This is a genomic window from Litorivivens sp. (genome assembly GCF_041624475.1).
Lineage (GTDB): Bacteria > Pseudomonadota > Gammaproteobacteria > Pseudomonadales > Spongiibacteraceae > Litorivivens.
Genome location: NZ_JBFJUX010000017.1, coordinates 20,528 through 40,774 on the forward strand (window position 1 = coordinate 20,528; position 20,247 = coordinate 40,774).

A 20,247-nucleotide genomic window follows, 5' to 3' on the forward strand; every position below is an offset into this window, starting at 1 on the left:
GGATGTGCGGCGAAAAAGTCGGCAGATAGTCTGCCCCATAGGTAACCAACACATGAGCGAAAGCTTTGCAGAACTTTTTGAAGAAAGTTTAAAAACCATCGACATGCAGCCCGGATCCATCGTGACCGGCGTTGTTATCGATATCGACAGTGACTGGGTCACTGTACACGCCGGTCTGAAGTCTGAAGGCGTAATCCCCCGTTCACAATTCCTGAGCGATTCTGGCGAGTTCTCGCTGGAAATCGGCGACGAAGTACAGGTTGCTCTGGAAAGCGTAGAAGACGGTTTCGGTGAAACCCGTCTGTCACGCGAAAAAGCCAAGCGTGCTGAAGCCTGGAAAGATCTGGAATCTGCGTTTGCTCATGAAGAATCCGTTACCGGTGTAATCAACGGTAAGGTAAAAGGCGGTTTCACCGTCGACATCAATTCCATTCGTGCCTTCCTGCCCGGTTCACTGGTAGATGTGCGCCCGGTGCGTGATACCGCCCACCTGGAAGGTAAAGAGCTGGAATTCAAGGTTATCAAGCTGGACCAGAAGCGTAACAACGTGGTGGTTTCTCGCCGCGCGGTTATGGAGAGTGTAAACAGCGAAGAGCGTGAAGCGCTGCTGGCCTCTCTGCAGGAAGGTCTGGTTGTCAAAGGTATCGTCAAGAACCTGACCGACTACGGTGCATTCGTAGATCTGGGTGGTATTGACGGCCTGCTGCACATTACTGATATGGCCTGGAAGCGCATCAAGCACCCAAGCGAAATCATCAATGTCGGCGACGAAATCGAAGTTCGCATCCTGAAGTTTGATCGCGAGCGCAACCGCGTTTCTCTTGGTCTCAAGCAACTGGGTGAAGATCCATGGGTCGAAATCACTGCCCGTTACCCGGAAGGCACCAAGACCAACGCCCGTGTTACCAACCTCACCGATTACGGCTGCTTTGCTGAAATCGAAGAGGGTGTTGAAGGTCTGGTACACGTATCCGAAATGGATTGGACCAACAAGAACATTCATCCCTCCAAGGTTGTACAGGTAGGTGACGAAGTTCAGGTTATGGTTCTGGATATCGACGAAGAGCGTCGCCGTATCTCTCTGGGTATCAAGCAGTGTCAACAGAACCCCTGGGATGCGTTTGCTGCCACGTACAGCAAAGGCGACAAAATCAGCGGTGCGATCAAGTCGATCACTGATTTCGGTATCTTCATCGGCTTGGAAGGCAACATTGACGGTCTGGTTCACTTGTCCGACATCTCCTGGCACGAAACCGGCGAAGAAGCGGTGCGCAACTTCAAGAAAGGCGACGAGATCGAGACAGTTATCCTGTCTATCGACCCCGAGCGCGAGCGTATCTCTCTGGGTGTGAAACAACTGGAAGACGATCCCTTCTCCAACTATGTGAACCTGAACGACAAGGGCACTATTGTTAAGGGTACCGTCAAGGAAGTTGATGCCAAGGCGGCAGTGATCACGCTGGCAGAAGAGATCGAAGGCGTTCTCAAGGCCTCCGAAATCAGCCGTGACCGTGTTGAAGATGCCCGCAATGCCCTGAAAGAAGGCGATGAGCTGGAGGTCAAAATCATCAATGTTGACCGTAAAAACCGCATCATCAACCTGTCTATCAAGGCGAAGGACATTGCCGAAGAGAAAGAGGCTGTCAAGAACCTGCGCGAGCAGAGCACTGAATCAGCCAGCCCGGGCACTATCGGCGACCTGATCAAGGCGCAGATGGACAAAGACTGAGGCTCCGGCTGAGGTTTTGCTTGGATAAGGGCGCTACGGCGCCCTTTTTTGTGCCTGAATGTGGGCTACTTTTGCTAAAAACCTTGAGAAATCGGGCAGTTACTACTAATCTTGTAGCGACTTAATGGAATATCGCTATGACCAAATCAGAACTGATTGACCTGATAGCCGGGATGCAGACCCAGCTTTCACACAAGGATATCGAGCTGGCCGTGAAGACAATGCTTGAGCATATGTCGGAAACGCTGGCGACTGGTGAGCGTATCGAGATTCGTGGTTTTGGTAGTTTCTCGCTGCACTACCGGGCGCCGCGCCAGGGGCGCAACCCGAAAACCGGCGAGACGGTTCAACTCCCAGGCAAGCACGTGCCACATTTCAAGCCTGGTAAGGAAATGCGTGAACGTGTGAATTTGGGGCTCCAGAAAAACTGAGCTGGTGAAATATGGGTAGAAACGGTATGGTCAATTGGCCATGCCGTTTTTTTTGGGTAGATGCGATGGGCCTGCTGAAAAAAATCCTCTTTATTCTGTTTCTGCTAGCGCTGGTGGTGTTTGGCGCGGTGTTTGCGATTGAAAATGACGCCAGAGTCCCGCTTGATCTGTTGATTGTGGAATTACCCGAGTTGCGCGTGTCCGTATGGCTGGTGCTGTCCTTTATCGTTGGCGGCATTGCCGGGCTCGTTGTCTGCGGCCTCAAGTTGTTACAGCTTCAGGCCCAGTATCAGGGGGTGTGCCGCAAGCTGGCGAAATCAGAAAAAGAGCTGACCCAGCTCAAAACCGGTTAATCCAGGCCGACTATGCCCGAATTCAGTCAGGTGCTGCTCCTCGTAGTGGCGATTGCCATCGGCTGGTCACTGGGTCGCTGGCGGCGTCCCGATGAAGAAGCGCATCGGGACGATTCCACAGCTCCCTCTTATTATCAGGGTCTCAACTTCCTCCTTCACGAGCAGCCTGACGTTGCTATCGACAGCTTTGTTAACTCCCTTGAAGTCAATCGCGACACTCTAGAAACTCATCTCGCGGTGGGTAATCTGCTGCGCCGCAAGGGCGAGGTCGACAGGGCTATCCGCATTCACCAGAACCTTTTGGCACGGCCGAATCTGGGTGGCGATCAGCTGCATCAGGTGCATATGGAGCTGGCGCAGGACTATATCAGTGCCGGTTTGCTGGATCGCGCCGAGCGCATGCTCAAGGATCTGGTGCAGCAATCACCGGCCTGGCGGCGCACGGCCCTTCGCCATCTGCTGTCTATCTATCAGGATGAAAAAGAGTGGGATAAAGCCATCGAGGTCGGCAAGGAGCTGGTACCCAAGAAAAACTGGCTGCGCTCAGGCGCCCCGGTCGACGACGATACCTACCGCTGTCTCGCTCATTTTTACTGTGAAAAAGCAGAGCAAGCGCGTGCCGTTAATGACCTGCATACCGCCCGCGCAGATCTGAAGCTGGCGCTGCAGTACGACCGGCAATGTGTGCGCGCGACCATGATGCTGGGCCATATCGAGCTCGACTGCGGCCACCCTCAGGCGGCGATCAAAACCCTGAAACGGGTGTTTACCCAAAACCGGCTGTACATCAGTGAAGTGCTGGAACCGATGCATCAGGCCTATCGCAAGCGGGGTGAAGAGCTGGAATTCACGGATTACCTGACCGCCTGTTACGATGAATATCCCAGCAGCTCTGTGCTGCTCAAGCTGGTAGAATTGATTGAGAAACAGCAGTCGAGTGAGCTGGCTGAGCAGTTTCTGGCCCAGCAACTGAAACGGCGGCCTACGCTGCGAGGCTTGTTGCAGGTTATCAATTACCAGGCACCGAAAGTCACCGACAGTGGTCGGGAAAACCTGACGGTTTTGCAGGCCATGCTGACCGAGCTCCTGCAGGAAAAAGCCACGTATAAATGCGATCACTGTGGGTTTTCCGGACACCATCTGCATTGGCTGTGCCCAACCTGCAAGCACTGGGGGAGGATGGCCCCAATTCGCGGTGCCGAAGGCGATTAACGCGCGTAAACAGTTTTTACTTCTGGAGTAAACCTTGTCTGAGATTTCCCCGATTATAGTTGCCCTTGATTTCCCTGCGTCGGCGCCGGCACTCAGCCTTGCCGAGCAGCTCGACCCCAAATTGTGCCGGGTGAAAGTGGGGAAAGAATTATTTACCCGGGAAGGGCCGGTGCTGGTCAAGGCATTGGTGAATTCGGGCTTCGATGTTTTTCTCGATCTGAAGTTTCACGACATACCCAATACGGTGGCCGCTGCGGTGGCAGCAGCTGCGGAGCTGGGTGTCTGGATGGTTAACGTCCACGCCAGCGGCGGCCCACGGATGATGGAGGCCGCTCGCAAGGCGCTGGAGCCCATGAAGGATTCGGCGCCCTTGCTGACGGCCGTAACCGTGTTGACCAGTATGGAGCAGGCGGAACTTATGCAGGTGGGCGTAACCCGCGCCCTTGAAGAGCAGGTGTGTGAGCTGGCACAGCTGGCTGAGCGCAGCGGCATGGACGGCGTGGTTTGCTCTGCACAGGAAACCATCATGCTGCGCAAGCTGGTTGCGAAGGACTTCTGTCTGGTAACGCCGGGCATCCGCCCCCAGGACAGCGAGCGAGGCGATCAACGGCGTGTGGCAACGCCGGCGCAAGCCATCAGTAATGGTAGCGACTATTTGGTTATCGGCCGCCCGATCACTCGCGCAGACTCGCCGCCGGATGCGCTTAAACAGATTGTCGCAGGCCTCGGTCAACGCTAAACTGCCATTGGCGCTGCCTCAGTGCAGCGCATATATTTTCTGACAACACAAAGGAGTGTGTTATGAACCTTTCTATCTGGCTGAAACGCCTTTTCCTCTCGCTTGTTCTGGTCAGTGGCCTGGTGTCTGCTGATGTTCCCGCGACAGTCAATATCAATACCGCCGATGCCACAACGCTGGCTGAGGTGCTTACGGGTATTGGCGAGGTTCGGGCTCAGGAGATTGTGAAATGGCGAGATGCCCACGGCAACTTTACCTCGATTGAGCAGCTGGCCGAGGTTAAGGGTGTGGGCGCCCGGGTGATAGAGAAAAATCGCGAGCGGATTGTCCTGCAGTAGCTCGAGTGTAATCAGAGCAAAAAGCCGTCTTCGGGCGGCTTTTTCCGTTCCGGGCTCACCCATTCGGAGTTGGGGCGACTCTTGCCGCTATGCTATTCTGGGCCGGATTTTTTATTAGCTGCAGGAATAATAATGGCGTTCTGGGATGTATTTAATGGCGATGCCGACGGCATCTGTTCACTGGTTCAGCTGCGCAATGCCGAGCCCCGCGAAAGTACTTTGATTACGGGTGTCAAACGCGATATCGCGCTGCTTTCCCAGGTGCAGGCCAGCCAGGGCGACCAGATCACCGTGCTCGATGTCTCCATGGACAAAAACAAGGAGGCGCTGCTGGCGGTGTTGGAACAGGGGGCTGAGGTGTTTTACTCAGACCACCATTTTGCCGGTGACATTCCCGAGCACGGCAAGCTCACTGCGCTGATCAATACCGCGTCTGATGTTTGCACCAGCCTGCTTATCAATGGCCACTTGCAAGGCCAGTTTGCGGAGTGGGCGGTCACCGGTGCCTTTGGTGACAACCTCAGAAACAGCGCCCAAGTCGCCGCCAAACCCTTGAATCTCAGCGAAGAGAATGTAGAACAACTCGAAAATCTTGGTATCTACATCAACTACAACGGTTACGGTTCAAATCTGGAAGATCTGCATTTTCATCCGGCGGAGCTTTACCGGCAGGTAGCCGGTTATGCCTCGCCCTTCGATTTTATCTCTGACAACCGCGAGGCCTTTGAAAAACTGGAACACGGTTATCAGGCGGATATGGCAGCGGCGGGCAATGTTGGCCCGCAGTCGGCCACGGATTCGGCGGCGGTGTTTGTACTGCCGAATGAAGCCTGGGCGCGACGGGTCAGCGGTGTCTACAGCAATGATCTGGCCAATGGCAGCCCGGATCGCGCCCATGCGGTGCTGACGGTCAAAGACAACGGCAATTTCCTGATCAGCGTGCGCGCACCATTGAACAACAAAACCGGTGCCGATGAGTTGTGCCGTCAGTTTCCAACCGGCGGCGGACGCGCGGCGGCGGCGGGAGTGAATGATCTGCCGGCGGATCAGCTCGGCCAGTTTATCGATCAGTTCACTGACTTCTTTACCCACTGGGCCTGATAGCGTGCTGGCTCCGGAGGCACTCGCCACTCTATTTGTGATTGCCGGCTGCTTCGGTCTGTTGATCACAACCCGCTTGCCTGCGGACATGGTACTGCTGGCCGGTGTGGCAGTGCTGGTGTTTGCCAATATACTGACGCCTGCCGAGGCGCTGGCCGGAGCTGCCAGCGAAGGTTTGGCGACCGTGGCGGTGCTCTTTGTGGTGGCTCAGGCCCTGTCCGATACCGGGGTGGTCAGCTGGATTTCCTATAACCTGCTCGGTCGGCCCAAAAGTGTGGCAAGTGCCCAGATCCGCTTGATGACGCCGGTTGCGATTTTCAGCTCGGTACTCAACAACACCCCTGTCGTTGCAATGATGGTGCCTGCGGTGCGCGATTGGGCGCGGCGCAATAATATCTCCTCCTCACAGCTGATGATTCCCCTCAGTTACGCCGCCATTATTGGCGGTACCTGCACTGTGGTGGGCACCAGTACCAACCTGGTGGTTAACGACATGCTAAAGGCCCAGCCGGGCATTGATGGCCTGGCTCTGTTTGAACTGGCTTGGGTCGGTATTCCCTGCACCCTGGTTGTGCTGGGCCTCACCGTGGCGACCAGTCGCTGGCTGTTGCCGGATAGGAAGGGGCAGGCCCAGCGTTTTGAAGATGCCCGCCAGTATGTTGTCGAAATGCTGGTGGAGCCGGCCAGCCCGCTGGTTGGGAAGAGCATCGAAGATGCCGGCCTGCGCCAGTTGCCGGGCATGTTTCTGATTGAGATAGACCGCGCCGGGCGCATTTTGACGGCGGTGTCACCGCGTGAGTTGCTGCAGGCCAATGACCGACTGATTTTTGCGGGCGATGTGCGCTCGGTTGTGGACTTGAAAAATATTCATGGTCTGCGAGTGGCTGATGATCAGGTTTTCAAACTCGATGCCCATCAATCAACGCGCAGTCTGGTTGAAGTTGTGATTTCACCCAACTTTCCGCACTTGGGGAAAACCGTTCGCGATATGGGCTTCCGCAATCACTACGGCGCGGCGATAATTGCCATTTCCCGTGACGGTCGCCACCTGAAAACCAAAATCGGTGACGTAGATTTGCGACCCGGCGACACTCTGTTGCTGGAAACCCACGAAGATTTTATTGAAAACCAGCGTTATTCCCGGGATTTTCTGCTGGTCAGTCAAATCGAGAATTCACGCCCTGTGCGCCACGAGCAGCGCGGTACGGCCGGGCTAATCCTGCTGGGTATGGTGGCCTTGGTGGGCGCCGGTGTCGTGCCCATGTTCAAGGCGGCCCTGCTCGCGGCAGCGCTTTTGGTTCTCACTCGCTGCGTGCGAATTCGCGATGCAAGGCGCAGTATCGACTGGGAGGTTTTGCTGGTTATCGCGGCGTCGATCGGTCTGGGTGCTGCGATGGAAAAAACCGGTGCAGCCCAATCGATAGCGGAGTTGATTATTGGCGCTTCGGTGGGCTCGCCGACCGGGCTTTTGATCAGCCTGTTTGCGCTGACCGCAGCGTTTTCTGCGGTCATTTCCAATATGGCGGCGGCGGTTATCCTGTTCCCCGTGGCCATCGCCGCCAGTCAGGGCCTAGGGGTCGCACCGGAGCCGTTGGCGGTGACCTTGATGATTGGCGCCTCTACCTGTTTTGCCACTCCAATTGGCTACCAGACCAACCTGATGGTCTACGGCCCGGGCAACTATAAATTTCAGGACTTTCTTAAAATGGGCGTGCCGCTGACAGTAGCCGTTGGTATCGTGACGGTGGCTATTGTGCCCTTGATCTGGCCGTTCTGAGCGGGGCGCTCAGCCGTTGGTGCGGCCAAGCGCCATGATGGCCTGCAGCTGGTTGCGCAGGGTTTCGTGGTTCTTATAAGGGGCGATACGAATGGTCAAAATCATTGCCCCGAGAAATCCCTTCAGGCTTTCCAGGTCAACGACGTTGCCGGTTTTTTCCCGGTATTTTCGGTATGGCTCATCGAGCATCATGCTGAAGTACCGGTCCGTGTCTTCACCGGAGAGATAGGGTGACATTCGGCCGGTATTGGGGCCGGAGACCAGGTCCTTTGCCTGATTCTGTGAATTGAAGTCCTGCGTAAAACAAAGCATTTCCTCGACCAGTCTCGGGAAGTCGTCCCGGTACGGCAGTGTTGCTTCATACATGCTCTGAAAGAAATCTCCCTGCCGCTTGTCCATAAGGCATTGGATGATGTCGTCGCGACTGTCAAAGTAGCGATAGATCGTCGGGCGGGAGACTTTGGCCTGTTTGGCAATTTCTGAAATGGTGGTTTTGTCCACGCCTTTGCGGGTTACCACCCGGTAGGTCGCAGACAGAATATTGTTTCGTGCCTGATCAGGATCGTCGTGTCGACTTCGCTTTCCCCAGCGTGTTTCGCCAGCCATGGCTTGCCTCTTTATTCTTGCGCCTGAGCTGATTGTAAGTGAAATTTATTAATGACGTAAGGTTAATTGGGCAAAATTAACTCGCCAAAAACGGACCCATAACGCAAATACTGTGCAGCGGTTTATGTTCTGATACCGGGGAGATCAGCGTTCTGCCAAAAATTTAAGGAGCTGGCGCCGGGACGGCGCCAGTATCGAGAGGGACTAACGGTTGAGGCGGTTTTCAATCAGCTCGTCTACTACCGCCGGATCGGCCAGGGTTGAGGTGTCCCCCAGATTGTCCAGCTCGTTGGCTGCCACCTTGCGCAGGATGCGGCGCATGATCTTGCCCGAGCGGGTTTTCGGCAGGCCCGGTGCCCATTGAATCAGGTCCGGTTTGGCAATGGGGCCAATCTCTTTCACGCACAGCTGGATCAGCTCCTGCTTCAGCTCATCGCTGGGCTCGTGGCCGGCGATCAGGGTGACATAACAGTAAATTCCCTGACCTTTCACGTCGTGGGGGTAGCCGACAACGGCGGCTTCGGCGACATCTTTATGCAGCACCAGTGCGCTTTCCACCTCGGCGGTGCCCATGCGGTGGCCCGAGACATTGAGTACGTCGTCTACCCGACCGGTTATCCAGTAGTAACCGTCCTCGTCGCGGCGGGCGCCGTCGCCGGTAAAATAGTAGCCGGGATACTGGCTGAAGTAAGTATCGATCAGGCGCTGATGATCGCCATATACGGTGCGAATCTGGCTGGGCCAGCTGGCCTTGATCACCAGATAGCCGGAGCCCGCGCCTTCGATTTCCTTGCCGTCCTGATCCAGCAGGGCCGGCTGTACGCCGAAGAAGGGTTTTGTGGCGGAACCCGGTTTAGTGGCAATCGCGCCGGGCAGGGGAGTGAGCATCTGGCCGCCGGTTTCGGTCTGCCACCAGGTGTCGACAATGGGGCAGCGCTCTTCACCCACGACGCGGTGGTACCATTCCCAGGCTTCCGGGTTGATGGGCTCGCCTACGGTACCCAGCAGTTTCAGGCTCTTGCGCGAGGTTTTGGTAACGAAGTCATCGCCAGCGCCCATCAAGGCGCGAATGGCGGTGGGGGCGGTGTAGTAGATATTCACCTGATGCTTGTCGATTACCTGCCAGTGGCGCGAGGCGTCCGGGTAGGTGGGAATGCCTTCAAACATCAGCGAGATAGCGCCGTTGGCCAGTGGGCCGTAGACAATGTAGCTGTGCCCGGTCACCCAGCCCACATCGGCGGTGCACCAGTACACGTCGCCGTCGTGGTAATCAAAGGTGTATTTATGGGTGATGGCCGCCTGCAACAGATAGCCTGCGGTGGTATGCAGTACGCCCTTGGGTTTGCCGGTGGAGCCGGATGTGTAGAGGATGAACAGCGGGTCTTCCGCGTCCATCCACTCCGGTTCGCAGTCGGCAGCAGCGGCGTCTACCGCCTCCTGATACCAGACATCCCGGCCTTCCTGCCAGTCGATGTTGCCGCCGGTGCGTTTGACTACCAGACAGGTTTCGATGGAGGGGCAGTTGCCCAGTGCTTTGTCGGTGTTGGCTTTCAGGGGAATAGTCTTGCCGCCGCGCACCCCTTCATCGGCGGTTATCACCAGTTTGCATGCGGAGTCGTTAATCCGGTCTTTCAGTGCATCAGGGGAAAAGCCGCCGAACACCACCGAGTGAATGGCGCCGATGCGGGTGCAGGCCAGCATCGCGTAGGCCGCCTCGGGAATCATTGGCATGTAGATACAGACGCGATCACCTTTCGTCACGCCGCGGGCCTTCATGGCATTGGCCAGGCGGCATACCTGCTCATGCAATTCCCGGTAGGTGATGGTCTTGTCATCGCTTGGGTTGTCGCCTTCCCAGATCAGGGCGGTTTGATCGGCGCGGTTTTCCAGGTGTCGATCGATACAGTTAACACTTACATTCAGCTTGCCGCCGGCAAACCAGGCCGCCTCGCCCTTGGCGAGATCGGCACTGACTACCTGATCCCATTCCTGCTGCCAACTCAGAAACTCGCGGGCCTGTTCAGCCCAGAAAGCCTCCGGCTGCTCAACAGACTGGCGGTACATCTGTTCGTATTTTTCCGCGGTGATATGGGCCTGGCGGGCAAAAGCTTCGGGTACGGGATAGGTTTTAGGCTGCATGGATAACTCTCTGTACCTTATCGGTTTTTTGGTTGGATTATCACGGGCTTACGCTTGAGAATAGCGACTATAGGCTGGCAGGTGAAGGGCGGAATCGTCAATATGGTCTAATTGGCAAAGTTCTGCGTTCACAGAACGATATTGTTCAGTTCCTCCAGTAGGTAATCGATAAACAGACGCACTTTAATGGGCAGGTGGCGTTGCTGTGGGTACATGATCCAGACCGGCTGTGGGTACTGGTTCCACTGTGGCAGTACCTGTTTCAGGGTGCCCTGTGAAATGTCGTCCATTACCGAAAAGAAGGGCAGGCTGGCGATGCCCAGCCCGCAGCGGGCGGCGCTTAACAGGGCGGCACCGTTGTCACTGCGCCAGTTGCCATCGGGGTGGATCTGTACGGTTTCACTGCCGTCGCTCAGATACCAGAGGGCATCCACTCCCATCAGGCAATTGTGCTGCTGCAGGTCTTCCAGCGTCTCGGGTTCTCCTTTGTCATCCAGATAGTCAGGGCTGGCAACCAGGTAGTTGAAATTATCGGCCAGTTTGCGAGCAACCAGTGTCGAGCTTTTCAGCTCTCCATAACAGACCGACAAATCGTATCCTTCTTTGACCAGATCCGGCTGTTTGTCGGTAAAGTCCAGCTGCACCTGCAAGTGGGGATATTGTTTGGTGAAATTGGCAAGAATGGGTACCAGAAAGCGTTCCTGAAACACCCCTGAGATATTTACTTTCAGGTTGCCGCGCGGCTCATTGCGAGACAGGGCCAGATCTTCTTCCGCTTTTTCAAAGGTATCGATGGCGAGCTTGCTGCGGCGGTAGAACTGCTGGCCCTCGTCAGTGAGCGCGAGGCTGCGCGTGGTGCGCAGTAACAGGCGGGTGCCGAGACGGTCTTCCAGACGGGAGATGAGTTTGCTCACCTGAGAGGTCGACATGTCCAAGGCCTTGGCGGCATCCGTGAAGCTGTGGTGTTCGACCACCTGCACAAATTCGTAGATTCCGTCCCAGCGTGCCATATGAGTTCTCAATCGTCGGTTTATTGTTTCTTTTAAGGCAATAATGTTTTGCGGCATCGTATCTTAAAGGTAATGCTTCCACAAACTACACTTCCGTTCTGTTCATATAGAATTCCGGAGGCTCCCAATGTACGACCTGATCATAAAAAACGGCACCGTGGTAGACGGTACAGGTTCCGCTGCGCGCAGCGCCGATATCGCCATTCAGGACGGTGTGATCGTGTCGGTCGGCAACAAGGTGCAGGGTGACGCTCGTCAGACCATCGACGCCGAGGGCAAGCTGGTCACACCGGGCTGGGTCGACACCCATTCGCATATGGATGGTCAGGCCAGCTGGGACGCCTATTGCAGCCCGGCGGTCAATCACGGTATTACCACCTTGATTATGGGTAACTGCGGAGTGGGCTTTGCACCATGCAAACCGACTGAATCCGCACGCCAGCAGATGATCGAAGTGATGGAAGACGTCGAGGACATTCCCGGCGCGGCCCTCAGCGAAGGCATCGACTGGCAGTGGGAAACCTTCCCAGAATATCTCGATACCCTCGATAAAATGCCGCGCGCCATCGATATTGGTGCTCAGGTTCCTCACTGTGCTGTGCGCACCTACGTGATGGGCGATCGCGGCACCAACAACGAACCGGCTAGCGACGAAGACGTGCGGCAGATGATCGAAATCGTGCGTGAAGGTATCGATGCCGGCGCCATTGGTTTCACTACCTCGCGCACCGAGCTGCATACCACCCGCCACGGTCAGGTCATGCCCGGAACCTATGCGGATTCCAAGGAGCTGCTGGGAATCGGACAGGCCATTGGCGAAATCGGCAAAGGTATTTATGGTCTGGTGTCGGATTTTCACAACTGGCGCGAAGAAATGGAATGGATGAAAAAGCTGTCCATCGATAACAATTGCCAGGTCAACTTTGTACTGTTTTTCCGCGAAGAAAAGGATTGGGAGCGAGTCGAGCAGCAGCTCGCCTATGTACGTGAAGCCGCCAAAGACGGCGCGCGATTGATTCCCCATGTAGGCGCACGGCCGGTCAATATCCTGATGGCCTGGGACGGCACCGTACACCCCTTTATGTTCTCGGCGGCTTTCGCCGAACTGGGCGGACTGCCACGCGAAGAACGGCTGGCCAAACTGCGTGATCCGGCGGTTCGCAAGGCGATTGTTGAAGAGCCGCCCATGGATACCGGCGGTGACTTTTTCCTGGAGGCGATCACCAACGGCTACAGCAACCTGTACGTAATGGATGATGTTCCCAACTACGAACCGGCCTACGAGGACAGCATTGAGTACAAGGCGAAAGCGGCCGGAGTTACGCCGCAGGCCTACGCCTTCGACGCGCTAATGGAAAAAGACGGCAAGCAGATGATTTACTGCCCCTTATTCGGTTACGGCGCCCGCGATTTACGTCGACAGATGGCCATGCTGCAGGATGAGAGCACGGTTATCAGTCTGGCCGATACCGGAGCTCACTGTGGCGTGCTGTCAGACGCCAGCGTGCCCACCTACTTGCTGAGCTATCTGGTACGCGATCGTCAGCGCGGCGAGCGTTTCGAGCTGGAGCGTGCGGTACAGATGCACACCCAGGAAACGGCGCGCTGCATGGGCCTGAATGATCGCGGCACGCTCGAAATTGGCATGAAAGCGGATATCAACGTCATCGATTTTGATGAGCTGCAGGTATTGCCGCCGGAAGTGATCTTTGACCTTCCCGCAGGCGGCCGCCGAGTATTTCAGGGTGCCAAGGGTTACCTCTACACCATCGTCAGCGGCCAGGTAGTGATGGATCACGGTCAACCTACCGGAGCCTTGCCGGGACGTTTGGTTCGGGGTTCTCAGGAGAAGCCGGAGCAGACCGTCGCGGCTTAAGTTAGCTTTTAATCTCTGCGACAACCCCCCCTTACCCTGTCCCTCTCCCACAGGGAGAGGGAACCTACATTTTGGCTTAAGTGCGCCCTCTCCCTCTGGGAGAGGGACAGGGTGAGGGTGGTTAGTTCGTAAATTTCGTTATAAAAAATCCTGCAAGGAATAATAATGACAAACGCACTCAAAGATCGTGTTGCCCTGATTACCGGTGGAACCTCCGGTATTGGCCTGGCCTGTGCCCACCGCTTTGCCAGCGAAGGGGCAAGGGTTATCGCTTTTGATTTGAAGGAAACGGAAGGCTGGAAAGCTTTTGCCGCAGACCATCCCTCCGCTCTTTTCTACAGTATCGATGTCATCGATGGCCCCGCACAAAAAGCGGTGGTCGCCGAGATCGAAGCAAAATTCGGCGCTGTTGACATACTGGTAACCGCTGCAGGCGTTGGTGAGGCAGGCCCCATTACCATGGTGGATCAAGTGCAATGGGAACGGGTCATCAATATCAACCTCAACGGTACTTTTCTTTCGGCGCAGGCTGTACTCAACGGCATGATCAACAAAGGTAAAGGCAGCATCATCACCATTGCCAGTATCGAGGGGCTGGTCGCCAATGAAGGCGGCGGTGCCTACAACGCATCGAAAGGCGGTGTGGTGCTGCTGAGCAAAAATATTGCGATGGATTACGGTCGCAAAGGGGTTCGATGCAACGCCATATGCCCGGGTTTTATCGAGACCCCCATGTTCGACGACATCATGAACGACAGTTCAATGACCGAAGTCAGAGCAAGCATACAAAACCAGGTCAAGCTAGGTCGATTTGGCAAGCCAGAGGAAATTGCTGCTGCGGCCAACTTCCTCGCGTCGGATGAGGCTTCTTACATTACCGGTCACTCACTCGTGGTTGATGGCGGTTATACCGCAGGCCACTCCCACGGTATCGTGCAAATGCTGGGGCTTGACTAACACTTAAACTCAACTTGTTTTAAGCTAAGGCCTGCAGTTATTCGGGGGGAGTGTTTGAACAGGCTGGGTGGAAGATTATTAGCAGGCATCATCGCATCGTATGCGCCGCTAGTTGAGGCTGGTTGGTACGGCTATCTCGACCTTGGGCCGCGCTACAGTGAAGTAGACGGCGAGAGCGACTACTTTATGGATAGTCGGGGTTCCTATCTGGGCTATTCGGCAGAGCAGGCTTTAACAGCTAACATAAAACTGCTGTTGCAGTTTGAGTACGAGGTTGATGCGGACGCCGACGCCGATAAGGATCTCGGCCAGAATGATACTTTTCTCGGCCTGGAGACGCCTCTGGGTAGTATTCGTGCCGGCAACCTTGAAACGCCACTGCGTCATCTGGCTGACCCGGTTGATCGCTTTCCCGATACAATTTCTGATCCCTCTAAACTCTGGAATGGCGATATTCAGGCCACCGACTCGTTGTACTATCAAAGTCCGGCGTGGCGGGGCCTTCGTGCTGAGCTGGCGGTGGTCAAGCACGATGCGGATAACCGCCATAATGGCATTTCAGCGGCGCTGTGGTTTGAGTCTGAGTCGGGCGGTATTGCGCTGGCCTCGGAAGAGCATGTGGCGGGGGACTATTCCCGTCGCCACAGAGTCACCCTGTTTCGCAGCCTGGGAGCCTTTGAACTGGGGCTGGCCGCTGAGCGCGAATCCTTGCCGGGCCAAGCTGATTCACTGGCTAGGTTGCTTAGTGTTGCACACAACTCAAGGTCGCGAATTCTGAAAATGCAATTTGGAAAGTCTGACCTGAATCAGGTTGATACATACTTATTCAGCGCAGGCGTCGATTTTCTGCACTCACCGTCGTGGGTGTCCTACGTTTATCTTCACCGGCAGGATCAGTCGCAGGGCGCCGACAGTCACCATGCAGAGCTAGGGTTGCGCTTTTTGTTCTGAAAGCTGTTGCTTTCAGGTAACGCTCCATGTCGCAGCGATGCGACACTTGCGAGCAAGCTAAAACGTTAACAATGACCTGGCGCACACTCTTTATTTTTTCAGCTTTTCTCACACTTTCTAACGATCGGCGTCGCACGTAGTATCCGCGCGAGTCTGGCGGCACGTTTACTAAATAATCTTGATAGCCGCAGTATTTCGACGCTTCATATCGGGGAGTTTTCGCAGTCGGCCGCAAGGGTTGGGCGTATTCTCGGGATTGCATAGCTCATCGCGCTGCCAGCTTTATTATTGTCATAACAAAGCAGGTATTCTTTTCATGCAGGTTACACAACCCTTTGCTGCGGTTTTACATCGCAATTCACCCTATTTATTGCTTCTGGCTATTCTGATTATCTTTCCGGTTTCATCACTTTTTGCAGAGCCGTTAAACGACATGCGCCCCAACAAGGTAGAGGTGGTTGGGGCTGGTCCATCCGGGCCAAGCGGTGAAGTGTTTTATTCGGTGCGGGCTTACGGCAGCGGCGCGCACGATTACATTCACGATTTGACCGCCTCACAACGCGGATCGGGTTACCGGATTGTCTCCGCGCAAATGAAAAATACCGGTGCCCGCTGGGTGTATCTTGCTACCCGCCACCAAAGTGGCGAAATACGCCGTACCTACTTTGACTTGGCGACGGGCGGTGTTGGTCAGCGCAGTGCGGGTCATCAGGTCGGCTTCAATGCGCAGGGAGGTGGCTGGTATCGCGCTTCGCTGGGCTTCGACGTGTCTGATGTCACAACCGTTTATGTTGGGGTAGCAGCCGCTGATGGCGTGCCGTTCTTTGCGGCCAACCACGGTACTGATCGCATCTATCTCTCAGACGTCAAGCTGGAATCGCCGGATTCACCGGCGGCGTCGCAAACAGCAGGTGCAGAAGGCAATGCGGCGGCCACCCGCGCTGTGTGGGTGTGGAAGGCTGATACCGTGTTGAACGCCACGCGGCGACAGGAACTGTTCACTTTTGCTGCCAACCGCGAATTGAATACCTTGTATATTGATGCCAGAACCCCGGTGCTGCACAACCAGCCGGCGCTGGCTGAATTTATCCAGTTGGCACAAAGCCGTGGGTTGTCGGTCGAACTGCTGTTCGGTAAACCCGAATGGGCGCTGTATTCCAACCACCATGAAGTGCTGACACTGGCCGACCAGGCGGTTGAGTTTACCCGCCGTTATCCCCAAGCAAGGCCGACCGCTGTTCATCTCGATATTGAGGCCCACTTGATTCACGACTGGCAGAGTGATCGCAACAGCGTGGCCAATCAGTTGCTGGATCTCTATCAGGAAGTGGATAGAAGGCTGGCGGCAGTATCGATGCCTTTGATGGTGGATATGCCGGTGTGGTATGACATTTATACCTTGCCGCGCTACGGACGCTCGAGGCCGATGCATGAGTGGATTATCGATGCGACCGATGGCGTAGCATTGATGGACTACCGGGATACGGAGTCCCGCATACTGAACGATGCGGACACCGAGCTTCGATATGCGAATGCGACCGGTAAGGCCATGATCGTCGGTGTTGAAACCATGTGCATAGAGCCGGAGCAGATTACTTTCTGTGAAGAAGGGGATCGGTTTATGCAGGGTGTTCTGCGCAGAGTGAATACCCGCCTTCGAGGGCAATATTCCGCCTATCGCGGCGTTGCTATTCACCACTATGAAGACTATCGTCGACTGAGACCTTAAACAGGAGGCAGTGATGGAAGCTCTGCAGGAAAGATCGGCCATGTGCCCCTACTGCGGGGAAAAAATCAGTCTATTGCTCGATTGTACGCAGGCAGGGGATAGCTATGTCGAAGATTGCTCTGTTTGCTGTCAGCCTATTCTGGTGAGTCTGTACTCTGGTGAAGGAACGGGTGACGTCAATAACCTGGAATTTCAGCTAAGTGCGGAAAATGCCTGAGTAATCAGGCATTTTCTTACTGGAGCGGGATGGGGCAGGGAGTCGACGTCTCAGGTGCTGCACTCGGCGTGGTTTTCCCACAGAGCCTGCAAAATATTGTTGCGGGTCAGCAGGCCGATCAGCTTTCCTTCCGACACCACCGGGTAGGACTTTGGCTTTTCCTTGCCCATGCGTTGGGCCACATCAATGATGGACTCATTGGGGCCCACCGTCAGTACCTGATGGCTCATGATGTCGTCTACCGAGCGGGATTCCTCGCAGTGGTAACTGCTGATCAGCATCGTGTGTATGCAATCCTGTTCCGACAGAAAACCCAGCACCTGCTTTTTCTCGTCCACTACCGGCAGCCCCAGCAATTTATGCTGAATCAGCTTTTCTACGGCGCCATCAAGTGATTCCCCGCATTTAATGCTAGGTGGATTGTCGATCATCACATCTTTAACCAGAATCTGGGTCATATCCGAACTCCTGAGCGTCTTTCTTTGAAAATACTATACGCCGAAAATCGAAAAGGGGTTAATGGGAAAATTCCAGATTTTACGGGTGCTTCCTGCTAGAGGAGCGCTGCTTTGCCCGGTGGAAAAACGGCAATACAGGCAGCAGAAGTGCACATTCCAGCTAAATTTGGCAGGCTCTGGTAACACAGTTTCAGGCATAATAGGCCGCAATGAAAACATGGGCTTTATGGGTATGAATTGGCTGTATATCGCACTATCCCTGAATGTGCTTCTCTTGGTCGTGCTGGCCCTAATTGTCTGGCGGCTGCACTCCCATCTGCAACGGCTGCGTGAGAGTACTGCGAAGCTTGGCGGTGGAGAGCAAAACTTTCCTCCCGGCTGGAGTGAGCAGGGCCCGAGGACCCTGATTACTCTGGAGATTCTTAATCCACTATCACTAGTGGCAGAGCGTTCGTGGATTGGCGGCAAGTTCAGTGCGCTCTCACCGGAGTTAATGCGAAAGATCGTATTGAAACAAACTCGCGATCAGTTGCGTAACGGCCTGAAAGAGAATGGAGTAGAAGTCGATGTCCGTTTGGTTCGTTTGGGCTAGTGTCGGCCTGACTATGCTTGCGTCATGGGTTCTGGGCGCGATGGTTTGGCGACTTAACAGAAACATCGGTGAAGTTGCTTCGGAGCTTAATCGCATAGCGATTGCTAGAAACGATCTTCATTTGCTGGCAAAGCAGCGTTTACGATTGAAGAGCTGGCAGTCCAATACCGAGCAGGGTGTCGACGGCGCAGTCCAAGGCATAGAAACTATGCATTTCCTGGTAGCCCGCGTAGTGTTTTCCCTGTTTGACCGTTTGGGAGCACCGTCGGATAAAACGTTTATGCTTCGACAGGTGCAGGATACTACCTCCCACAAGGTCTACGCAGCCTTGCGTTCGATGAACAAGTTGGTTGGGGCAGGTTTGAGACAATCCTTGAAGTAGCGCCCTAGTCAGTAACCTCAACGCCTGCGGATATCGCAGCCTTTACTTCCAAAAGCGGGCTGCTCGCTACTGTTCTCCGTGACAATAGTGAAGGTCAGCGATTGTGCGGGTGTCCCGCTATAAAGCTCATTACCCCGTCGATGACTGAAGACAAGCAAACGGCACGGTTAGCTGTATTACCAGTGTTGCCCCCGCTCTCTATGTGCTGCTCAATCGGGAGTAGCTTTGACTCTAAAGTAACTACAGGGTTTATCGTCGATCAAAGCTTGGCACAGGATTGACTATGATGGATCCCTGAGTATTTGAAAAGTTAGGCAGCCTCGGCGCGGTAATCAGCGCCCTGGGGTGCGCAGGCTGCTTTCCTGCCCTGGGGGCCTTAGCAGCTATCCTAGGGCTGGGCTTTCTCTCCCAGTACGAAGGCCTTTTTATCAATACACTGCTGCCGCTTTTTGCGCTGCTCGTGCTGTTTTTGAACGCCGTTAGCTGGACGCGACACCGCGTATTCTGGCGGGGCTTGCTGTCAGTGTTGCCGCCGATCGTCATTCTGCTGGCGCTGTATCCCCTGTGGGCTTATGGCTGGAGCACCATACTTTTCTACACGGCGCTGGTCGCAATGTTTGCCATGTCCATCTTTGATTTGTTGAAACCTGCGGGGGCGATTCAATGTCGAACGTAGCGTTGAAAACCGTATTAACGTGCCCTGAGTGCGGCGAAACCTCATCGGAAACCATGCCGGTTGATGCTTGCCAATGGTTCTACGAATGTCGGCACTGCAACGCGGTTCTGAAGCCGCTTCCCGGTGATTGCTGCGTTTATTGTTCCTACGGGAGCGTGCCATGCCCGCCGATACAATCAGGCGGAGGATGCTGTGATCCGAAAGCCGGTGCATAGACTGCCTAAATGGAAGAAAAGTATTAAATAATCTGGTTCCAGTTGACTCTAAAGTAGACTACAGGGTTTTAGATGGCACCAATGCCAGACAAACTTCCGTCAAAGGGCAGATTCTTTCAAGGAGCGTACTATGGAACATGCATGTTGCGTAAAAGAAGAAACAAAGCCCGCTACCTCCAGTTTTGACTGGACCACGGGTTCGGTTTGGCGTCAGTCTGCCAAGAATACCGGTTGGTGTTTGCTGGGCTGTGCGATAGGGGATTTCGGCACCATTCTGGCCTTTCAGATCTATGCGCCGGAAACCAATGCGATGTTGGTGATGGGGCTGGCCATGTTAAATGGCCTGCTGACCAGTATTGCGCTGGAAACCTTTATCCTCAGTCGACAAATGGTGTTAAAGCTGGCCTTTAAAACGGCGATTGGCATGAGTCTGGTGAGTATGCTGGCCATGGAATTTGCCATGAACCTCACCGACTATTTGCTGGTAGGCAAGGCAGCTCTCACCTGGTGGTCAATCGGCCCGAGCCTGTTGGCCGGTTTCCTGACCCCCTGGCCCTATAACTACTGGCGCCTGCGCAAACTGGGCAAGGCCTGCCATTAACCGTATAGAGGCCTTAGATGAACAGAGGGAAGGTGATAGAATTTCGCTTATGAACATACGACGTGTAGCCATTGTGGTCATACTGATCTTCCTGGGACAGCAGGCGGGTTCAGTGTGGGCTAGCGCGATGTTCAGCGGCCATTCCCATGGCCTTCCCT

21 protein-coding genes and 1 pseudogene are annotated in these 20,247 nt (G+C 55.0%); 18 read left to right on the plus strand and 4 right to left on the minus strand.

Annotated elements, in window-relative coordinates; translation table 11 throughout:
• Positions 1–52 precede the first annotated feature (52 nt).
• The 8 genes from rpsA to ABY734_RS14630 all read left to right on the plus strand — a co-directional run bounded on the left by rpsA (position 53) and on the right by ABY734_RS14630 (position 7,680).
• On the plus strand, positions 53–1,729 hold the full coding sequence (gene rpsA / locus ABY734_RS14595; RefSeq protein ID WP_372780044.1) for a 30S ribosomal protein S1: 1,677 nt from the start codon (positions 53–55) through the stop codon (positions 1,727–1,729).
• Positions 1,730–1,866: 137 nt separating this feature from the next.
• Complete coding sequence (gene ihfB / locus ABY734_RS14600; RefSeq protein ID WP_372780045.1) at positions 1,867–2,160, plus strand: integration host factor subunit beta; 294 nt, start codon at positions 1,867–1,869, stop codon at positions 2,158–2,160.
• Between the two features lie 65 nt (positions 2,161–2,225).
• Complete coding sequence (locus ABY734_RS14605) at positions 2,226–2,513, plus strand: lipopolysaccharide assembly protein LapA domain-containing protein (RefSeq protein ID WP_372780046.1); 288 nt, start codon at positions 2,226–2,228, stop codon at positions 2,511–2,513.
• A 12-nt stretch (positions 2,514–2,525) separates the two neighbouring features.
• Positions 2,526–3,725 (plus strand): lipopolysaccharide assembly protein LapB, encoded by a 1,200-nt coding sequence (gene lapB, locus ABY734_RS14610; protein ID WP_372780047.1) that lies wholly within the window; start codon positions 2,526–2,528, stop codon positions 3,723–3,725.
• Positions 3,726–3,759: 34 nt separating this feature from the next.
• On the plus strand, positions 3,760–4,464 hold the full coding sequence (pyrF, locus tag ABY734_RS14615) for an orotidine-5'-phosphate decarboxylase (RefSeq protein WP_372780048.1): 705 nt from the start codon (positions 3,760–3,762) through the stop codon (positions 4,462–4,464).
• A gap of 62 nt (positions 4,465–4,526) precedes the next feature.
• On the plus strand, positions 4,527–4,802 hold the full coding sequence (locus tag ABY734_RS14620) for a ComEA family DNA-binding protein (RefSeq protein WP_372780049.1): 276 nt from the start codon (positions 4,527–4,529) through the stop codon (positions 4,800–4,802).
• A gap of 132 nt (positions 4,803–4,934) precedes the next feature.
• Positions 4,935–5,903, plus strand: a complete 969-nt coding sequence (locus ABY734_RS14625) for a DHH family phosphoesterase (RefSeq protein WP_372780050.1) — start codon at positions 4,935–4,937, stop codon at positions 5,901–5,903.
• Entirely contained in the window at positions 5,833–7,680 is a 1,848-nt protein-coding gene (locus ABY734_RS14630) for an SLC13 family permease (RefSeq protein ID WP_372780051.1), read from the plus strand. The genes ABY734_RS14625 and ABY734_RS14630 overlap by 71 nt, the downstream gene beginning before the upstream one ends.
• Before the next feature lie 9 nt (positions 7,681–7,689).
• Here the strand turns inward: ABY734_RS14630 and ABY734_RS14635 are convergent, their stop codons facing one another.
• The 3 genes from ABY734_RS14635 to ABY734_RS14645 all read right to left on the minus strand — a co-directional run bounded on the left by ABY734_RS14635 (position 7,690) and on the right by ABY734_RS14645 (position 11,435).
• The gene (locus ABY734_RS14635) at positions 7,690–8,286 is read right to left on the minus strand and encodes a TetR/AcrR family transcriptional regulator (protein WP_372780052.1); all 597 of its coding nucleotides are present in this window, start codon (positions 8,284–8,286) and stop codon (positions 7,690–7,692) included.
• Between the two features lie 204 nt (positions 8,287–8,490).
• Positions 8,491–10,425 carry an acetate--CoA ligase gene (gene acs / locus ABY734_RS14640; protein ID WP_372780053.1) on the minus strand — a complete coding sequence of 645 codons (1,935 nt, stop codon included), beginning with the start codon at positions 10,423–10,425 and terminating at the stop codon, positions 8,491–8,493.
• Positions 10,426–10,553: 128 nt separating this feature from the next.
• Positions 10,554–11,435: a LysR family transcriptional regulator gene (locus ABY734_RS14645; protein ID WP_372780054.1), complete on the minus strand. Its 882-nt coding sequence runs from the start codon at positions 11,433–11,435 to the stop codon at positions 10,554–10,556.
• Positions 11,436–11,562: 127 nt separating this feature from the next.
• Here ABY734_RS14645 and ABY734_RS14650 point away from each other — a divergent pair, with 127 nt between their 5' ends.
• The 5 genes from ABY734_RS14650 to ABY734_RS14670 all read left to right on the plus strand — a co-directional run bounded on the left by ABY734_RS14650 (position 11,563) and on the right by ABY734_RS14670 (position 17,165).
• Complete coding sequence (locus tag ABY734_RS14650) at positions 11,563–13,311, plus strand: amidohydrolase family protein (RefSeq protein WP_372780055.1); 1,749 nt, start codon at positions 11,563–11,565, stop codon at positions 13,309–13,311.
• Between the two features lie 165 nt (positions 13,312–13,476).
• On the plus strand, positions 13,477–14,268 hold the full coding sequence (locus ABY734_RS14655) for an SDR family NAD(P)-dependent oxidoreductase (protein WP_372780056.1): 792 nt from the start codon (positions 13,477–13,479) through the stop codon (positions 14,266–14,268).
• A gap of 54 nt (positions 14,269–14,322) precedes the next feature.
• Complete coding sequence (locus ABY734_RS14660; RefSeq protein ID WP_372780057.1) at positions 14,323–15,219, plus strand: porin; 897 nt, start codon at positions 14,323–14,325, stop codon at positions 15,217–15,219.
• A gap of 316 nt (positions 15,220–15,535) precedes the next feature.
• Complete coding sequence (locus ABY734_RS14665) at positions 15,536–16,948, plus strand: hypothetical protein (RefSeq protein WP_372780058.1); 1,413 nt, start codon at positions 15,536–15,538, stop codon at positions 16,946–16,948.
• A 13-nt stretch (positions 16,949–16,961) separates the two neighbouring features.
• A complete protein-coding gene (locus tag ABY734_RS14670; protein ID WP_372780059.1) occupies positions 16,962–17,165 on the plus strand; it encodes a CPXCG motif-containing cysteine-rich protein in 204 nt (67 codons plus the stop codon).
• A gap of 50 nt (positions 17,166–17,215) precedes the next feature.
• Here the strand turns inward: ABY734_RS14670 and ABY734_RS14675 are convergent, their stop codons facing one another.
• On the minus strand, positions 17,216–17,623 hold the full coding sequence (locus ABY734_RS14675; protein WP_372780060.1) for a CBS domain-containing protein: 408 nt from the start codon (positions 17,621–17,623) through the stop codon (positions 17,216–17,218).
• Positions 17,624–17,684: 61 nt separating this feature from the next.
• Here ABY734_RS14675 and ABY734_RS14680 point away from each other — a divergent pair, with 61 nt between their 5' ends.
• From ABY734_RS14680 to ABY734_RS14700, 5 genes and pseudogenes are all read left to right on the plus strand, one after another.
• Positions 17,685–18,215 (plus strand): hypothetical protein, encoded by a 531-nt coding sequence (locus ABY734_RS14680; protein WP_372780061.1) that lies wholly within the window; start codon positions 17,685–17,687, stop codon positions 18,213–18,215.
• Entirely contained in the window at positions 18,190–18,597 is a 408-nt protein-coding gene (locus tag ABY734_RS14685; protein ID WP_372780062.1) for a hypothetical protein, read from the plus strand. Before ABY734_RS14680 ends, ABY734_RS14685 begins: the two co-directional genes overlap by 26 nt.
• Before the next feature lie 313 nt (positions 18,598–18,910).
• Positions 18,911–19,273, plus strand: a pseudogene (gene merC / locus ABY734_RS14690) (organomercurial transporter MerC); the annotation flags it as partial.
• Positions 19,261–19,488, plus strand: coding sequence for a GDCCVxC domain-containing (seleno)protein (locus ABY734_RS14695; protein ID WP_372780063.1), 228 nt, complete (start codon positions 19,261–19,263; stop codon positions 19,486–19,488). The pseudogene merC and the gene ABY734_RS14695, both read left to right, overlap by 13 nt.
• Positions 19,489–19,618: 130 nt before the next feature.
• Positions 19,619–20,089, plus strand: coding sequence for a DUF4396 domain-containing protein (locus tag ABY734_RS14700; RefSeq protein WP_372780064.1), 471 nt, complete (start codon positions 19,619–19,621; stop codon positions 20,087–20,089).
• Positions 20,090–20,247 lie beyond the last annotated feature (158 nt).

Excerpts from the sequence above, each read along its gene's own strand:
- rpsA (WP_372780044.1), top strand. The coding sequence starts at position 53 with ATGAGCGAAAGCTTTGCAGAACTTTTTGAAGAAAGTTTAAAAACCATC.
- ihfB (WP_372780045.1), top strand. The coding sequence starts at position 1,867 with ATGACCAAATCAGAACTGATTGACCTGATAGCCGGGATGCAGACCCAG.
- ABY734_RS14605 (WP_372780046.1), top strand. The coding sequence starts at position 2,226 with ATGGGCCTGCTGAAAAAAATCCTCTTTATTCTGTTTCTGCTAGCGCTG.
- lapB (WP_372780047.1), top strand. The coding sequence starts at position 2,526 with ATGCCCGAATTCAGTCAGGTGCTGCTCCTCGTAGTGGCGATTGCCATC.
- ABY734_RS14620 (WP_372780049.1), top strand. The coding sequence starts at position 4,527 with ATGAACCTTTCTATCTGGCTGAAACGCCTTTTCCTCTCGCTTGTTCTG.
- ABY734_RS14625 (WP_372780050.1), top strand. The coding sequence starts at position 4,935 with ATGGCGTTCTGGGATGTATTTAATGGCGATGCCGACGGCATCTGTTCA.
- ABY734_RS14630 (WP_372780051.1), top strand. The coding sequence starts at position 5,833 with ATGATCTGCCGGCGGATCAGCTCGGCCAGTTTATCGATCAGTTCACTG.
- ABY734_RS14635 (WP_372780052.1), bottom strand. The coding sequence starts at position 8,286 with ATGGCTGGCGAAACACGCTGGGGAAAGCGAAGTCGACACGACGATCCT.
- acs (WP_372780053.1), bottom strand. The coding sequence starts at position 10,425 with ATGCAGCCTAAAACCTATCCCGTACCCGAAGCTTTTGCCCGCCAGGCC.
- ABY734_RS14645 (WP_372780054.1), bottom strand. The coding sequence starts at position 11,435 with ATGGCACGCTGGGACGGAATCTACGAATTTGTGCAGGTGGTCGAACAC.
- ABY734_RS14650 (WP_372780055.1), top strand. The coding sequence starts at position 11,563 with ATGTACGACCTGATCATAAAAAACGGCACCGTGGTAGACGGTACAGGT.
- ABY734_RS14655 (WP_372780056.1), top strand. The coding sequence starts at position 13,477 with ATGACAAACGCACTCAAAGATCGTGTTGCCCTGATTACCGGTGGAACC.
- ABY734_RS14665 (WP_372780058.1), top strand. The coding sequence starts at position 15,536 with ATGCAGGTTACACAACCCTTTGCTGCGGTTTTACATCGCAATTCACCC.
- ABY734_RS14670 (WP_372780059.1), top strand. The coding sequence starts at position 16,962 with ATGGAAGCTCTGCAGGAAAGATCGGCCATGTGCCCCTACTGCGGGGAA.
- ABY734_RS14675 (WP_372780060.1), bottom strand. The coding sequence starts at position 17,623 with ATGACCCAGATTCTGGTTAAAGATGTGATGATCGACAATCCACCTAGC.
- ABY734_RS14680 (WP_372780061.1), top strand. The coding sequence starts at position 17,685 with ATGGGAAAATTCCAGATTTTACGGGTGCTTCCTGCTAGAGGAGCGCTG.
- ABY734_RS14685 (WP_372780062.1), top strand. The coding sequence starts at position 18,190 with ATGTCCGTTTGGTTCGTTTGGGCTAGTGTCGGCCTGACTATGCTTGCG.
- ABY734_RS14695 (WP_372780063.1), top strand. The coding sequence starts at position 19,261 with ATGTCGAACGTAGCGTTGAAAACCGTATTAACGTGCCCTGAGTGCGGC.
- ABY734_RS14700 (WP_372780064.1), top strand. The coding sequence starts at position 19,619 with ATGGAACATGCATGTTGCGTAAAAGAAGAAACAAAGCCCGCTACCTCC.